Below are 16096 nucleotides of genomic sequence, written 5' to 3' on the forward strand. Positions count from 1 at the left end.
TTGTCTCAGAGGATGGGCCCGGTGAAAACTTCCTGGGGAATCAACACCCTCAGTGAAACCGTGTGACGACGCTGTTTCAGCGCGGTTTCAGCCCCTTGGCGTCGAGCTGATACTTCTTCACCAACCGCTCGATGGACTTGCGGTGCAGCCCGCTCTCCCGGGCGGCGCGGGACAGGTTGCCCTCGCAGCGGGTGAGGACGCTGGTGACGTACTCGCGCTCGAAGTTCTCCAGGAGCTGCTCCTTGGCGTCCTTGAAGGCCAGGTGCTCGTTGAAGGGCAGCGGCCCTTCGCGGGCCTGGCCCCGGACGCGCGGAGGCAGGTGGGAGGGGAGAATCTCCTCGCCCTCGTCGGAGAAGGTCAGCACGTGGGAGAGCACGTTCATCAGCTCGCGCACGTTGCCGGGCCAGGGGTAGGCCATGAGCAGCCCCAGGGCCTCCGCGGAGAAGCGCTTGCGGCCGTGGGTGTCCACCACCTCCGGCTCCGCCAGCGCCCGCTTGAGGATGAGCGGGATGTCGTCCCGGCGCTGGCGCAGCGGCGGCAGCTGGATGTGGATGACGGACAGGCGGAAGTAGAGGTCCTCGCGGAAGTTGCCCGCGGCGATCTCCTTCACCAGGTCGCGGTGGGTGGCGGCGATGACCCGGCAGTCCACCTCGATGACGTCGTTGCCGCCCACCCGGCGCACCTCGCGGTTCTCCAGCACGCGCAACAGCTTGGGCTGCAGGTCCAGGCGCAGCTCGCCCAGCTCGTCCAGGAAGATGGTGCCCCCTTGCGCGCGCTCGAAGGCGCCGGGGCGGCTGGACGTGGCGCCGGTGAAGGCGCCCTTCTCGTGGCCGAACAGCTCGCTCTCGATGAGGTTGGGCGGGATGGCGCCGCAGTCCAGCACCACCATGGGGCCCTTCTCGCGGCCGGACAGCTCGTGGATGGCGCTGGAGACCAGCTCCTTCCCGGTGCCCGTCTCCCCCTGGATGATGACGGACACGTCCATGGGCGCGATGCGCTTGATGAGCCCGAACACCTGCCGCATCTTCACGCTCTGGCCCACCATGCCGCACAGCTCGCCCTCGCGGTCGGGCTCCACCGCCACCTCTTCGTCCATGGGAGCGAAGGTGATGACCGAAGAGCCGGCGCGAATCTGCGAGCCCGGGGACAGGTAGGCCCGTTCGATGCGGCGGCCGTCCAGGAAGGTGCCGTTGGTGGAGTTCAGGTCCACCAGGAGGCGGCCGCGCTCGGTGTATTGCACCTCGAAGTGGTGGCGGCTGGCGGTGCGGTCCTCCACCAGCACCAGGTCGTTGCCCGGGTGGGCCCCGCAGCGCAGCCGCTCCTTGTCGCTGACCATGGAGCGCCCGGTGTCCGGTCCCGACGTCACCAGCAACCGGCACTTGTGCATCTTCACGCTGGCGCGCGGATCCACCACCAGTGTCTCCCCCAGCAAGGGGGACTGGGAGGACAGCTCGAGGCCGACGTCTCCTGGATTGGTGTGGATGTCGTCGGGATGCGGGTTGGGTGCGGTCATCAGTGAACGCGAGGATAGCAAAGGGTGCCCACGTGCCGTGCCTCCACGCCTGTGCGTGCTAGTGTCCCGCGCCCCGCATGCCCCCCCGAAAAGCCCAGCCGAAGAAGGCGCCGGTTCCGCCTGGCGCACAGGCACCCGAGCGCGGTGACGCACCGCGACCCAAGCGGCCCCGCGTGAAGAAGACCGTGGCCATCCTGTCCCGCAAGCGCTCGCTGTACTCGACGCGCCGGCTGGTGGAGGCCATCAAGGCCCGGGGGCACCGGGCGCTCGTGTTCGACACGCTGCGCTGCTGCCTGCTGCTGGCGCGGGGCCAGCCGCGCATGACCTACCGCGGCGCGGAGGTGAAGGGCGTGGACGTGGTGATTCCGCGCATCGGCGCGTCCATCACCGCGTACGGCCTGGCCGTGGTGAATCACTTCGAGATGATGGACGTGCCGGTGCTCAACCCGCCCACGGCCATCGCGCGCAGCCGCGACAAGCTGCGCGCGCTCCAGTTCCTCGCCCGCGCGGGCCTGGACATGCCCCGCACGGTGATGGCGCACGACCGCGGCAACGTGCGCAAGCTGGTGCAGGAGGTGGGCGGACTGCCCGTCATCATCAAGCTGATCAGGGGCACCCAGGGCGTGGGCGTGATGATTGCCCACACGCTGCCGGAGGTGCAGACCATCCTCGACACCTTCTGGGACCTGGGCCAGGAGATCGTCCTCCAGGAGTTCGTCGCGGAGAGCGAGGGCCGCGACGTGCGCGCGCTGGTGGTGGGCGACACCGTGGTGGGCGCCATGCGCCGCAAGGCGAAGAAGGGCGAGTTCCGCTCCAACATCCACCGCGGCGGCGAGGGCCGCGCCATCACCCTGTCCTCGGACTACATGGAGGCCGCGGTGAAGGCTGCGCGCATCATCGGCCTGGAGGTCGCGGGCGTGGACATGCTGGAGGGCCGCGAAGGCCCGCGCCTGATGGAGATCAACTCCAGCCCCGGCTTCGAGGGCCTGGAGGGCGCCACCGGTCAGGACATCGCGGGCCACATCGTGGAGCACGCGTTGGTGTACGCGGGGACCCAGGGCAGCGCGTTGCGCGCACGGGCAGGCCGCGCTTCCTGATCGAGATGTTGTGTTGAAAGCAGGCACGCGAGCAGCACCTGCGTGCCTGCCCGCCTGCTCCATGGCATGCGTGCGGGACTTCACGGTGCGCACGGTGCCTTGGATGCTCCTCAGGAATACGGGAATGCCTTCTGGCGGGGATTGTCCAGGGGTGTTGGCAGCGGTGGGGATGCGCCTCTAATCTGGCGACCCCCGATGAAAACGCTGCACAAGCCGCTGCAGATCACCGTCTACCAGGATGTGCTTTGCGCCTGGTGCTACCTCGCCGACCAACGGTTGGAAGTGCTTCGCCAGGAGTTTGGCGATGCCGTCCGCTGGAGCGTGCGTCCCTACCCTTTGCGTCTGCACGACGTACTGCCCACGGAGCGCGAAGTGCGCGGGCTGGTGGAAGAGGTGAAGCGCGCGCAGCGCGAACCCGACCCCACGGCCTCGCTGCTCTCCACGGACCTGTGGCTTGGCGGTGATCCGCCGCGCTCCAGCGTGCCGGCGTTGGCGGCGTTGGAAGCCGCGCGGTTGCAGGGACCGCAGGCGCGGGCCTTCCTCGCCCGGTCCATGCAGCGCGCCGCGCTGGAGCAGGGCGTCAACGTGTCGCGCTCGGATGTGGTGTTCGAGCTGGCGTCGCGCGTGGGCCTGTCCATGAACCAGTTCTCCGCGGCCTTCCGTTCGGAAGAGACGCGCCGGCTCATCTACGACGAGCACCGGCTGGCCGGCAGCCGCGGCGTGCGCGGCGTGCCCTCGCTGGTGATTGGCGGCCGGTGGATGCTGTGCGGCCTGCGCGAGCTGTCCGAGTACCGCGAGCACATCCTCGCGTGCCTGGGCAAGGTCGTCACACCCCGCTCGGGATCCTCCGAGCGGCTGGTGCACTGAGGTCGCCCGCGCGCCTTCGCCCTGTTCGCGAAGGCGCGCCTCCTGGCTTCCCGCGGCTTTCAGCCCGGGAAGGACTCCGCGGCGTCCTCCCGCGGGGAGCGCATGGACAGGAACATCCCCGCGATGAGCAGCTGGGCCAGCGCCATGCCGGGGATGAAGCCCACGCAGCACACGAAGAACCCCGCCACCATGACGGCGCCCCCCGCGAGCCCCACGCCCAGGATGCTCAGGCGCTGACCGCGCGCGGCCTCCCAGCTGCGGCGCAGCACCTCCACGGGCGAGGGCGGCACGTCTTCGTACGCGAGCTCCGGCTGGACCAGGTACAGCGGCAGCACCAGGTACGCGATGGGCCCCAGCAGCACCAGGAAACCCAGCCCCATCACGCCGAGCATGGGTGCCAGCGCGCTCCAGACCTGGTCCGATGAGGAGTTCAGGTCCACGCCGCTCAGGATGCCCGTGCCCACGAGCGCGAGGATGACCAGGACGCTCAGCAGGGCCAGCGGCACCATCACGATGGCGAAGACGAGGAGCATCGTCAGCGTGTAGGGCACCGCCTTGTGCATCTGGCTGAAGAGGCGCGCCACGTCCGCGCGGCCTCCGTGCAGCACGTCGAAGCACACGCGCAGGAGGCCCAGCTGCACCAGGCCCTGCACCAGTTGCTGCGCCACGAGCCCCACCACGCTCAGCACCACGGCGACGACGACACTGTCCACCGCCGCGCCAATGCCCGTGGCCACGTTGACGAGCAGGTTCGCGCCCAGGGACACGCCCAGGGTGATCAACACCGCGAGCGACAACATGCCCCACTCGCGCTGGAACGCCGCCCAGCACACGTCCCACAGCTTGCTGAAGTTCCAGTTCTCCCGCTGGAGCGGGAACGTGGCGCCGGAGCGCTCCCGGCACGTGGGGCAGCGCGGCGACGTGCCGTTCTGGCTGCACGTGTCGCACGTGAAGTTGCCGCAGCGGGCGCAGGTGCCCGTGGCCTCCCGCCCCGGGTGCAGCGCGCAGGACGCCCCCATCGCGCGTCCGAAATCCACATCCGACATCCGTATGCCTCCCAAGGCGCGACGCCCCCAGGGGCCGCGACCCGGGTGTCATATCAGGCGGGCCCCTTCCCTTCCCGGCGGGCAGGCGTCCCGGGTGAATTTCCGGGGCAGCGGGCCGTCATGGGGGGCAGAGGTTGCGAAGCGGGATGCTTTGAGGGTCCACTTCCGCGACAGGAGACTCTTCATGAACCGCTTGCTCGCCCTGGTCGTCCCCGTGGCCCTCCTGATGGGGACGGGCTGTGTCGTCGAGGCTCACTCGCACCGCCCCGTCGTCCGCCGCGCGGCCTACATCGCCCCCGCCGCCGTGGTGGAGTACCGGTTCGCCGGCGCGCACCCCGTCCCCGACGACTACGGCGGCGGCTGGTGCCCGGAAGACTACGCCCACGTCCACGACTACCAGCCGCCCCAGGCGTCCTACGTCTACACGGACGACGTCTACTACTACCGGGGCCCGACGGTGGTCTGGTACTGGGACTACCACCCCACCCCCAGCGGCGCGTACTGCAACTTCCACGGCCGCCACCAGCACGACTTCTATCCGCAGGGCTCGTGGGGCGCGGGCTACTCCTACGACCGCGGCACCCGGGGCTACCGCTGGAGCAACAGCCACTCGGCCTCCGCGGTCCCTGGCGGCCGCAACAACATCGCCCCCTCGCGGCCCGCGCCCGCTCCGGCCCCCGTCAACCAGGGCCGCAACGCGCCTCCCGGCGGTACGGGCACCGGCGCCCGGCCTCCCAGCGGCTCCAGCTGGGGCCGCGGCAACAACGCCGCTCCCTCCAACAACGCTCGGGACAACGACAGGGACAACGACCGGGACAACAGCCGCAACAGCGGCGGCTGGGACACCCCGGCCAGCAAGAGCCGCGACGACGACAAGGACAACAACCGCGGCAACAGCAACAGCGGGAGCAGCAACAGCGGCAATAGCGGGAGCAGCGGCAGCGGCAGGAGCAGCGGCGGCTGGAGCACCCCTCCCGGTGGCAACAGCGGCGGCAGCAGCGGCAGCAGCGGCAGTGGCCGGAGCAGCGGCGGTAGCAGTGGAAGCAGCGGCGGCAGCAGCGGCGGCGGATGGAACACCGGCAAGAGCTCCGGCTCCTCCGGCAAGAGCGGGTCGGGCTGGTAGACGCTCCGCTTCCTCCTCCCTGGCGTGACCCGCGGCACCGGGCGCGGCCTTCCGTTTCCAGCGGAAGGCAGGCTCCCGGTGCCGACGTGTTTTCAACACCCGGAGGGCCCGGTGTCTGGTGCGTCCTGCCCGCGAGCGCGGCGGTGCGTCGTGAAGGGGACGGACGACACCCGGGGACGGATTGCGTGCCTCCCCCGCCGTGAAGATGTTGCCGACCGATGAAACACTACATTCGGGCGGCGGGTGGTGCCGTGCTCGGGCTGTTGGCGATGGCCTGTGGCGACGGCGGCTTCACACCGGACCCCGGCGTGCGGACCGAGGACGCCGAGGCGGTGGATCTGGAAAACCTTCGCATCCTCGTGACGGGCGAGGCACGCGTGTTCCCGGAGGCCGAGGGCTCGGCCGCGGCACCGGCGTCGCTCACCGGGATGGCGCTCACCGTGGAGGAGCCGCTGCGCGTGGCCGTCAACGACGCGGCCGCCACCTTCGCCACCGGCGAGGTGTCCGAGGACGGCGCCTTCCGCATCACCGACGTGCCCGTGCGGGACGTGCACCAGGGGCTCGCGGTGGGCCTGGCGCACGAAGGCCTCGTGCGCAGCACCACGCTCGTCTACGACACCGCCTTCACCGGCACCCGTCCGCGCACGGACGTCATCGACGCGCACGCGTGGGCCCTCCCCATCGCGTTCGTGGATCAGCTGGGCGCCGCCGTGGGTGCGCCGCGCCTCCAGGGCCACACCGGGGACCCGGAGGCCACCCTGGCCTCCGCGGGCTTCGTGCTGGGGCGCGTGGTGGACCTGAACGGTCAGCCCGTGAGCGGCGCGCGCGTGGCGTTGAACCGCGCCGACCTGGCGGACCGCGTCTACTACCCGTCCGGTGACCTGACGTCCGTGGACACCGCAGGCACGGCGGCCCATGGGCTGTTCCTCTTCGTCCACTCCGGCGCCGGGGCCTCCTCCTTCCAGCTGTCCGTGGAAGGCACCGACACGTACGTGCCGCGCAACGTCGACGTGGGCCCGGGCCTGGGCGTCGTCCTCACCGTGTATCCAGGCCGCTACGCACCCTGACCCAACCCTGGATAGGTCGGACATCCCCGCCTAGGACGGACATCCTTCCAACCCCGGCGTCCCATTGCCGGGGGGGCCCCTGAGGCGAGATGTTGTGGCAGGATGCAGGGCTGGCGTTCCGGGGGGACGCGGATGATGAGCGGCCAATCCATGCCACGAAGCACGGCGTTGGTCCGTGCCCTTGCGCGCAGCTCCGCGGCGGCCTCCTGCCTGGTGGGCCTGCTGGTGCTGGTGGGCTGGGCGTTGGATGTCATGGTGCTCAAGTCCATGGGCGCCGCGCTCCCCGCCATGCGCCCCAGCGCCGCGCTGGGGTTGATGCTGGGTGGGGCCGCGCTGGGACTGCGGCTGCCGGCCACTCCCCACCGCATCCAACACCGGCTGGGCACCGCGCTCGCCCTGGCCACGGCCCTGCTGGGCGCGGCGAGCCTCGTGGATGGCGTCATCACCGGAGGCAACGGAGGCCTGGACGCGCTGTTCCTGCGCCTCTTTGGCGAGGACGTCAGCGCGTCGCCGGGCATCGTGCCGTCGCCCCTGACGGGGTTGTGCCTGATGCTCCTGGGGCCGGCGCTGGCGCTGGTGGACCGGGGTCACCCGCAGCGGCTGTCGTGGTCGGACGCGCTGGTGGTGCTCGCGCTGATGGCGGCGCTGACGGGGCTCAACGGCTTCTTGCTGGGCCCGCTGGTGACGCCCGTCGCCGCTCCGTTCTTCCAGGAGCGCAGCATGGGGCTGCACACCACCTGCGTGCTGATGCTGCTGGCCATGGGCACGCTGTGCGCCCGGCCGGAGCTGGGGCTGATGGCGCGGCTCACGCGGGACACGCTGGGCGGCTTCGTGGCGCGGCGGCTGGTGCCGGTGATGCTGCTGGGGCCGCCGGTGCTGGGGCTGACGCTGGTGTTGCTCCACCTGATAGGCGGGCTCAGCCACGACGCGAAGCTGCCGCTCTTCGCCACGGTGGTGGCCGCCGGCGGCGTCACGCTGGTGCTGCTGGCGGCGCGGGCGCTGGACGTGCTGGACACCGAACGCATGCGGGCCACGGCCGCGCTGGAGGCCTCCGAGGAGCGCTTCCGCACCTTCCTGGACACCGCGCCGGACCCCATGGTGGTGGTGGACGCCACCGGCCGCGTGCGCTTCGCCAACGCGGAGGCGGAGCGCGTCTTCGGCTACCGCCGGGAGGCCCTGCTGGCCCGCGAGGTGGAGCTGCTGGTGCCGGAGGGGCTCCACGGCCCGGCCGCCCCCGGAGAGGGCCCGGAGCGCGCCACGGGAGGGCGGCTGGTGGTCGGGCAGAGGCAGGACGGCACCAGCGTGCCGCTGGAGGTGCGGCTGAGCCCGATGAAGGGCGAGGACGACGCCACGCGCATCGCCATCCTGCGCGACGTCACCGAGCGCCGGGACCTGGAGAAGCTGCGCGAGGAGTACGTGGGGCTCATCTCCCATGACCTGCGCAACCCGCTGAACACCATCAACCTGCGCGCCCACCTGCTCCAGCGCGCGCTGCACGAGCGGAAGCTGGAGCGCGAGGGCATCATGGCCCAGGCCATCATCCACAACGTGGAGTGGATGAGCACGATGATCGAAGAGCTGCTGGAGGGCTCGCGGCTGGAGTCCGGCCGGGTGAACCTGCGCCGCGAGGCGCGCGACCTGGGCCGCTTCCTGGAGGAGGTGCTGGAGCGCGACGTGCCGCCCGACGCGCGCGAGCGCTTCCGGCTGCACCGGGTGGATCCGCTGCCGCCGGTGCCCATGGACGCCGCGCGCCTGGAGCGCGTGGTGACCAACCTGCTGACCAACGCGCTCAAGTACAGCCCCAAGGAGACGCCGGTGGACGTGCGGCTCGCCGCCGTGCACGACCACGCCGTGGTGTCGGTGACCAACCAGGGCGCGGGCCTGTCTCCGAGGGACGCGGCGCGCCTGTTCGACAAGTACTACCGCACGGAGGACGGCCGCTCGGCGGACGGCAAGGGCCTGGGACTGGGGCTCTACATCAGCCGGCTCATCGTGGAGGCCCACGGCGGCCACATCTGGGTGGAGAGCGAGCCGGACCGGGGCGTCACCTTCTTCTTCAGCGTGCCCCTGGAAGCCCCCGCCGCTCCCACGGCGCCCGCACCGCTGCGCCAGCGTGCGGGCTAACCCATTGGAATCACAATGAAAATGAGGCTATTCAAGCCAGCTTTCCTTGGGCTGGACTCTATTTAAGCCAAGGCCATTTGACTTAAATAGCCCTCGTTCGAATGCTGGCCGAATGACTGACGCCTCAATGGCACCTTCGAGGCTGGGCCGGTTCGTGGAGACCACCGCCGCCGGCGAGCGCGTGCGGTCATTCGTCCCGCCGCCCCTGCCGCCAATCCCCTCCATCGACGTTCTGGGCCTGCTGGACCGGCTCAGCCGAGCCGACCGGGCACTGGGCCGCCTCGATGGAATCACGGTGCTCCTGCCGAGCCAGGAACTGTTCCTCTACATGTACGTGCGAAAGGAGGCGGTGCTCTCCTCGCAGATCGAAGGGACGCAGTCGACGCTCTCCGACCTGCTCCAGTTCGAGCTCGGGGCCCAGGAAGGACAGCCCATCGACGACGTGCGAGAGGTCTCCAACTACGTCGACGCGATGATGTACGGGCTCGAGCGCCTCAAGGATTTGCCACTCTCGCTCCGACTCATCCGTGAGATGCATGCGCGGCTGCTGCAAAGCGGTCGCGGAGGCACGATGGATCCGGGGGAGTTCCGTCGCTCGCAGAACTGGATCGGAGGAACGCGGCCTGGAAACGCGCTGTACGTTCCACCTCCAGTGACGGAGCTCGACGGCTGCCTCGCTGCATTCGAGAACTTCATGCACGAGGAGCAGTCCCGGCTGCCCCCGCTCATCAAGGCGGGGCTCCTGCACGTGCAGTTCGAGAGCATCCACCCCTTCCTCGACGGCAATGGCCGTATCGGACGACTCCTCGTGACGCTCTATCTGTGCGTCCACGGCGTGCTCGGGAAGCCACTGCTCTACCTGAGCCTCTACCTGAAGACGCACCGGGCCGATTACTACCGGCTGATCCAGGAGGTCCGCGAACGTGGCGCATGGGAGGCCTGGCTCGAGTTCTTCCTGGAGGGCGTCGAGAAGACAGCGAACCAGGCGTTCGACGCGGCGACAAGAATCGCCGAGCGCTTCAAGCAGGACCGGGAGCTCATCAACAACAAGAGTGAGCGCACCAGCTCAGCGCTTCGTGTGCACGACTTGTTGCAGACGCACCCGTACCTGACGTCGAACCAACTCGTCGCTCGGACCGGGCTGACCGCTCCCACCGTCAACGCAGCGCTCGCGGACCTGGAGCGGCTGGGCATCGTCGAGGAGGTCACCGGACGCAAGCGAGGCCGCGTCTTCGCGTACCGCGGCTACCTCGCCATCCTGAACGAGGGGACGACTCCGTTGCAGGGAAGCAGGGCTTAGCGCGGCACGAACCAGCGCGGCAGCCAGTCCGCGCCCTTCGCCGTGGTGAGCCGCGTCTGACCGGTGCCGTCTGGACGCATGAGGTACAGGTCGGTGTCGCCGTCGCGCTCGGAGACGAACACCAGCGCCTTGCCGTCCGGGCTCCATGCCGGCATGTCGTCGCGGTGCTGTCCGTCCGTCAGCGCCACCGGCGCGCCTCCCGCCACGTCCGCCACCCAGATGCGGCTCTTGCCGTCCGGGTGCCGGGCCACGTACGCCACGCGCTTGCCGTCCGGGCTGAAGACCGCCTCGCGCTCGTCGCCCGCGAAGCCCTCTCCGGACAGGGCTCGCAGGTCCGCGCCGTCCGCGCGCACCAGGTACATGCGCTCCTTGCGCTCGCGGTTGCTCACGAACAGCAGCCACTTGCCGTCCGGGCTCCACTGCGGCGTCCGGTCCTCCATGTAGAACGTGGTGATGCGGCGGGGCTCGCCCGTGCCGTCCGCGCGGAAGACGTAGACCTCCGGGTCACCGTCACCGCTGCAAACGCACGCCACCTCCGTGCCGTCCGGGGACACCGCGGGCTCGAAGCAGCCCTCCTTCACGTGCGTCAGTTGCGTGTCCACCGCGTTCGCCTCGGGCAGCACGCGCACCACGTCGCTGAAGCCCTGCGCGTCGGACTCCGCGACCAGCCACGTGCCGTCCGGCGCCCAGCTCGCGTTGCGCGCTCGGGGCCGGGGCGGATGCAGCGCCACCTGGCGTCCTCCCTCGAGCGGCTGCAGGCGCAGCTGCTGGAAGACACGCCCGTTCGCCTCGCCCGACGCAATCACCAGCAGCGTGCGGCCGTCCGGTGACGGCGGGCCGGGGTACTCGTCCTCCGGCGCGGAGGTGACCTGCGTCTCTTCTCCGGCGGGCGTCACCCTCCAGACGTCCTTCTGTCCCGCCCTTTCGGAGAGGAAGACGATGGTGCCCGGCAGGGCCCGCCGCTCCGCCTCCGACAGGGCACCGGGCGCCGTGGCTCCACCAGCGCCGCCGCAGCGGCCCTGACAGCCCATGGCGCCCAGCATGGCGAGCACGGCCCACCACCGCCGTGCCCGCGAGGGCCCGGAACGCTTCCGCCGTTCAAGGCCCTCGTGCCTCACGTCAGCGCACCCGGACGGCGTCGGCCATGACCACGAAGCCCGGGGTCGTCCAGCGGCTCAGCTGCACCTTGTTCCAGCCCGCGGAGAAGCTGTACGTGCCCAGCGTCACCCACTTGCCGCCGTTGGTCTGCTGGTTGACGGACACGCGGCCCACCTCGGTACCCGCCGCGTTGTAGGCGATGAACGGCGCCGTGGCGGAGCGGTTCGTGCCCGCCACCCACCAGGCGTCAATCGTGCGCGTCTGCGCGGTGGGCAGGTAGAACTCGAATGAGGCCGGCGCGGAGATGGCCTCCGTGGCCGCGTAGAAGTAGCCGCTGCCGTAGTAGCCGGCGCTCGTGCCCTCCGACCAGTTCCCCGTCAGCGAGAGCCTCGCCTTGGACGCGTCGTTGTTGGCGCTGTTGCTGTCGATGATGATCTCACCGGTCGGCGTCGTCGTGCCGCAGTAGCTGTTCACCTTGCTGAGGTACGTGGACCACGGCCAGTTGGGACCCGGGTCCGTGCGCGTCGCCGGCTGCAGCTTGCCGTGCGCCACGATGTGGTAGCTGTCCTTCACGATGGAGTTGTCGCGCGCGATGTCGCACGACAGCTTCGCGGACGCGTCAATCTGCCCCGCCGGGAAGGACGTCTGGCTGGCGTAGCCGCCGTGCTCGATGCCGATGGTGAAGTTGTTGGACTGCACGCCGTTGAGCCACGCCTCCTTGCCACTGTTGAGCGACGAGTCGTAGTTCGCGCCGATGTGGTAGGCCCGGTGCGCCTCGCGCACCAGCTGGGAGATTTCGGAGCCGCTCTCGTTCACCACGTAGTGCGCGCTCACGCCCGCGGCGCTGTTGGTGAGCCAGCTCCAGCACGAGCCGTAGGAGCCCTCACAGGTGTGGATGATGATCATCAACGGGTTGTGCGACCTGCTCGTGCTGTAGTTGCCCGACGGCGCCGCCCGCCAGATGGACGACGCGTAGTCCGGGCCCGCCGCCATGGCGCGCACCTGGGGACGCGCGAACTTCGCCTCCACCTTCACGGGCTCCAGCGACACGGCCACCGAGCCGTCCTGGTTGAGCGCCACCGCGCCCTCGTTCACCACCGCGTACACGGCGCGGTGCACGTGCTCCGCCTGCGCCTCCGGGTTGGTGATGCCGCTCAGCTGCGCCACCACCGGCGCCCACGCGGCCAGGTCCCCGCGCTCCACCTTCGCGTCCGTGGCCAGCTGGGACAGCCGCGCCGCGCCCGCGCGCAGGTTGGACAGCGCGTCCGTGCGCGCCTCCTCCGCCGTCACGCCCGCCAGCGCCGCGCCCTGCTCCAGGTCCTCACCCCGCAGCGCCATCAGGCCGAACGCCGGCTGCTGGCCCGGGAACTCCGCCTCGCCCCGCACCATCTGCCAGCGCGTCTCCGCGTAGGAGACCGCCTTGAGCAGCTCCGCCGGGACGTTGAACTCCTGCGCGGCCTGCGCGAACAGCGGGTCCATCTCACGAGGCAGCGTGCTGCCCGCCGTGTCCGGGGAGGGCTGCGACGGCGTCTCGGCCGGAGGGGCCTCGGAGGGCTGCTGCGCCTGGGGACCGCACGCGGAGAGCACCAGGGCGACGGCCGCCGCCGCGAAGGGATTGCGGAAGGTTGACATGAGGGGACTCCAAAGTCGGGGGGAGGAACTCCACGCCTTCACAGCACCGTGCGTGCCAGCCGCCTTCATCCGTCACCTTCGTCCAGTTTTCTTCCTCGACCGGTGCATGCATGCTCCACCCGCACCGGGCGCGCGAAGTTCCTTGTGACTTCAAGCACCTGAAATCACGGAATTACCTACATCCCAGGACCCGCTGTTTCACGCGGAGTCCGAGATGGCACACGGATGCCGCACTGCCGCAATTCAGGACATCCGTGACGTAACGTTTTGTTACGCCATTTCTTGTATTAATCACTATTTGCACCCTTGGTGGACCGAGCCAGAAAGCCGTCCGGGCGCGCGCCGCGCTGGAAGGGCCGACATGGGGCCAGGGCATCCGCTATGACGCCACCATCATGCGGCTCTTCGGTATTGGCGACACGCACCTGCCCTCCACCCGGCAGAAGGACATGCACCGCTTCGGCTGGACGGACCACCCGCTGCCCTTGCAGCGCGCGTGGGACGAGCGGGTGCGGCCGGAGGACGCGGTCATCGTCGCGGGCGACATCTCCTGGGCCACCCGCGCCCACGAGGTGATGGAGGACCTGGCGTGGCTGGACGCGCGGCCGGGGCGCAAGGTGCTGGTGCGCGGCAACCACGACTACTGGTGGGGCGACTCCGCGTCCAAGCTGCGCAAGCTGCTGGAGCCGTTCCGCACGCTGGAGGGATTCCTCCACAACAACGCGTTCGTGCTGGGGCCTTGGGTCATCGCCGGCACGCGGCTGTGGACCGCGCCCGAAGCGCCGCCCATGCCGGGCGGGGAGATGGGCGACGAGCAGGGGGATTCCGGCTACGTGGAGCGCGAGACGCGCCGGCTCAATACGTCCATCGATGACGCGCTCAAGAAGGAGGCGGCCTCCCCCACGCCGCTCACCCGCATCGTCGCGGTGCACTTTCCGCCCGTGTACGCGAACGAGCGGGCCACCGCCTTCAGCGCCCCCATCGAAGCGTTCGCCCCCAAGGTGTGCGTGTACGGGCACCTGCACTCGAGCGGCATCCCCGCGGGCTTCACCGGCGAACGGGCAGGCGTGCGCTACGTGCTCGCGTCCTGCGACGCGGCCGGCTTCGCGCCGATGCTGCTGGACGAGCGCTGATGCCCTCCCCGGGGCCCGAAGTCACGGGAGCCCCAAGGAACCTGCCACGTCGGCCCGGACACCGGACATGGGAGGTCGGGACGGGTGCGACGCCCGGTGAAGCGCTTTGTCGACAGGTGAAAAGGGGCCGTTAAGCTGGCCCCGGGTTCGCCCGTGAACCAAGGAGTGGAAGTCATGCCGTCGGACAAGGCCGAACTCGCCGCCCGGATCGCCATCCTCCAGCAGGGGGACTCCATCCGTGGACTCATCTTCAAGTCCGTCTTTGGCCTGGTGCAGCAGCACTCGGGCGCCATCGGCATGGAGAAGCTGCGCGTGGGGGAGCTGAACCACGACTACGCGGAGCTGCGCTCATACCCTGCGCGGGAGTTCCTCACGCTGCTGTACAGCGCGGCGGACGTGCTGGAGAGCGCGCTCGGCGCCCAGGACGCGGTGTTCCACGCGTGCGGCGAGGTGAGCATCACCCGCTACTCCACCGGGCCCGGGATGCTGGTGTTCGGCATCATCTCCCGGGGCGACCCCCAGAAGCTCTTCGCGGGCGCGCAGATGGCGTACAGCGCGGCGGTGTCCTACGGCAACCGCGAGTACCTCACGACGGGCCCCAAGTCCGGCACCCTGCGCATGCGCCGGGACATGATGCCGCCCGCGTACCACGTGGGCATCCTCACCGGTTCGCTCAAGGTGTTGGGTTTGACGGGCAAGGCCACCGCGAAGCCGCAGGGCATCGACCGCGTGGACTACGACATCGAGTGGGCCTGAAGCGGGACGCGGGGCCGCGCGTCGACAGCGCTCCGGGTGCGCTTCAAGCGGACTTCAGGGGACTTCAGTCGACGCGGGTGTAGGTCACGTCCAGCTGGGCCACCACGCGCTCGCCCACGGACGCCCAGCAGGCGAAGGTGTGGTCCGCGCCGCGCACGCGGGTGCGGTGCGCGCCGAACACCACCGTCTGGCCCGCGTAGGCCAGGCTGTCCGCGGACAGCTTCACGTCCTTGGCCACGAAGCGGGCGCCGGGCGCGCGCTCCAGCGAACGGCCCAGCGTGGTCGCCATGCGCGTCATGCCGCCCGCGACGACCGCCACCGGCATCACCGGGTGCATGGCGAAGTGGCCCTTGCACAGCTCCGGGGTGACGACGAGCGACGAGCGCATGATGTCGCCCTCCACGCGGAAGTCCTGGAGGTCCAACGGCTTGCTGTACGGGTTCTGCCGCAGCTTCGCCCACTCCTCCGGGGTGCGCTGCACGGTGTCCGCGGGACGCGGCTCACGGCGCATCTCCTGGCGCGCCTCGCCGAACAGGCGGGTGAAGGCGGCGGCGGACAGCACGTTGTAGTCCACCTCCAGCTTGAACAGCGGCGTGCCGTCCGACGAGGACAGCAGCGTGCGCGCCGTGCAGGTGCGCTTGCCGGTGTACTCCGCCTGCGCCAGCGCCCAGAGCATGTCCGTGGCGCGCTCCTGCGGGGCCGGCTGCAGCCACTGACCGCGCGCCGCGCTGGCCAGGTAGAAGTGCTGCCCGTCCTTGGGCGCCACCAGCGCCGCGCCGCACGAGCCCAGGATGGCCAGGTGCCGGCCCGCCTCGCCCAGGCCCAGCGGCATCGCCTCCGCGTCCGACGCCATCTGCACCGGCACGCGCGCCACCACCTCACCCGGCAGCACCGTCACGTCCTTCAGCGCGAAGTACGGATCACGCACGCAGATGCGCGGGTACAGCTCCTGCGCGCTCAGCACCGTGTACGGCGCCGCCTCCGACAGCGGCATCCTCGGCTCGGCCATCCACGACATGACGGACTTCACCGGAGAGACGGCCGGGGACGACACGGGGGCGGGGGAGATGGCCTGGAGCATGGAAGGGCTGACCTCGTTTCAGACGCCGGGTGCCGGGGGACACCTGGCCGCAGGGTAACCAAGTTCTATTGCGCTGGGACAGTATTTTTCTCTGCCCCGCGAAAAGATTCTCGATTCATCGACGAAAGTGTTGCTGCCCTGCCGTATTTTTCTATCTGAACCGGAAAAAACGGACAGGGGCGGTGTAATCTGAAGCAGGCAAGCCCCTGCGTAAAGGGCCGTGTGGCAGTCAGTTACTGACACCCCTGGGTCGAAACAA

13 protein-coding genes are annotated in these 16096 nt (G+C 70.0%); 8 read left to right on the forward strand and 5 right to left on the reverse strand.

Going from position 1 to position 16096, the window contains the following annotated elements; translation table 11 throughout:
* Nucleotides 1-76 precede the first annotated feature (76 nt).
* Nucleotides 77-1513, reverse strand: a complete 1437-nt coding sequence (locus GTZ93_RS23335) for a sigma 54-interacting transcriptional regulator (RefSeq protein ID WP_172812962.1) — start codon at nt 1511-1513, stop codon at nt 77-79.
* Between the two features lie 77 nt (nt 1514-1590).
* Between GTZ93_RS23335 and GTZ93_RS23340 the strand changes: the two genes are divergently transcribed.
* Nucleotides 1591-2610 (forward strand): ATP-grasp domain-containing protein, encoded by a 1020-nt coding sequence (locus GTZ93_RS23340; protein ID WP_139917524.1) that lies wholly within the window; start codon nt 1591-1593, stop codon nt 2608-2610.
* Nucleotides 2611-2805: 195 nt separating this feature from the next.
* The gene (locus tag GTZ93_RS23345) at nt 2806-3477 is read left to right on the forward strand and encodes a DsbA family oxidoreductase (protein WP_139917526.1); all 672 of its coding nucleotides are present in this window, start codon (nt 2806-2808) and stop codon (nt 3475-3477) included.
* A 59-nt stretch (nt 3478-3536) separates the two neighbouring features.
* On the opposite strand, the gene GTZ93_RS23350 is transcribed toward GTZ93_RS23345, so the two are convergent.
* Complete coding sequence (locus GTZ93_RS23350) at nt 3537-4523, reverse strand: hypothetical protein (RefSeq protein ID WP_139917528.1); 987 nt, start codon at nt 4521-4523, stop codon at nt 3537-3539.
* Between the two features lie 184 nt (nt 4524-4707).
* On the opposite strand from GTZ93_RS23350, the gene GTZ93_RS23355 reads away from it, so the two are divergent.
* The 4 genes from GTZ93_RS23355 to GTZ93_RS23370 all read left to right on the forward strand — a co-directional run bounded on the left by GTZ93_RS23355 (nt 4708) and on the right by GTZ93_RS23370 (nt 10137).
* Nucleotides 4708-5646, forward strand: a complete 939-nt coding sequence (locus tag GTZ93_RS23355; protein ID WP_139917530.1) for a hypothetical protein — start codon at nt 4708-4710, stop codon at nt 5644-5646.
* Between the two features lie 218 nt (nt 5647-5864).
* Nucleotides 5865-6713 carry a carboxypeptidase-like regulatory domain-containing protein gene (locus GTZ93_RS23360; protein WP_139917532.1) on the forward strand — a complete coding sequence of 283 codons (849 nt, stop codon included), beginning with the start codon at nt 5865-5867 and terminating at the stop codon, nt 6711-6713.
* A 150-nt stretch (nt 6714-6863) separates the two neighbouring features.
* Nucleotides 6864-8837, forward strand: a complete 1974-nt coding sequence (locus tag GTZ93_RS23365; RefSeq protein WP_161662990.1) for a sensor histidine kinase — start codon at nt 6864-6866, stop codon at nt 8835-8837.
* Between the two features lie 112 nt (nt 8838-8949).
* Nucleotides 8950-10137 (forward strand): Fic family protein, encoded by a 1188-nt coding sequence (locus tag GTZ93_RS23370; protein ID WP_139917534.1) that lies wholly within the window; start codon nt 8950-8952, stop codon nt 10135-10137.
* Here GTZ93_RS23370 and GTZ93_RS23375 read toward each other — a convergent pair.
* Together GTZ93_RS23375 and GTZ93_RS23380 are read right to left on the reverse strand one after the other, a co-directional pair.
* Nucleotides 10134-11180, reverse strand: a complete 1047-nt coding sequence (locus GTZ93_RS23375) for a TolB family protein (RefSeq protein ID WP_167548352.1) — start codon at nt 11178-11180, stop codon at nt 10134-10136. The genes GTZ93_RS23370 and GTZ93_RS23375 overlap by 4 nt on opposite strands.
* A 76-nt stretch (nt 11181-11256) precedes the next feature.
* Complete coding sequence (locus tag GTZ93_RS23380; RefSeq protein WP_139917536.1) at nt 11257-12867, reverse strand: golvesin C-terminal-like domain-containing protein; 1611 nt, start codon at nt 12865-12867, stop codon at nt 11257-11259.
* A 395-nt stretch (nt 12868-13262) separates the two neighbouring features.
* Here GTZ93_RS23380 and GTZ93_RS23385 point away from each other — a divergent pair, with 395 nt between their 5' ends.
* A complete protein-coding gene (locus GTZ93_RS23385) occupies nt 13263-14000 on the forward strand; it encodes a metallophosphoesterase (protein ID WP_139917537.1) in 738 nt (245 codons plus the stop codon).
* 174 nt (nt 14001-14174) lie between these two features.
* Nucleotides 14175-14756 carry a DUF2378 family protein gene (locus tag GTZ93_RS23390; protein ID WP_126933256.1) on the forward strand — a complete coding sequence of 194 codons (582 nt, stop codon included), beginning with the start codon at nt 14175-14177 and terminating at the stop codon, nt 14754-14756.
* Nucleotides 14757-14820: 64 nt separating this feature from the next.
* Here GTZ93_RS23390 and GTZ93_RS23395 read toward each other — a convergent pair whose 3' ends face one another.
* Nucleotides 14821-15837 (reverse strand): hotdog family protein, encoded by a 1017-nt coding sequence (locus GTZ93_RS23395; protein WP_120575539.1) that lies wholly within the window; start codon nt 15835-15837, stop codon nt 14821-14823.
* Between the last annotated feature and the right edge of the window lie 259 nt (nt 15838-16096).

It is taken from the genome of Corallococcus exiguus, assembly GCF_009909105.1.
GTDB lineage: Bacteria > Myxococcota > Myxococcia > Myxococcales > Myxococcaceae > Corallococcus > Corallococcus exiguus.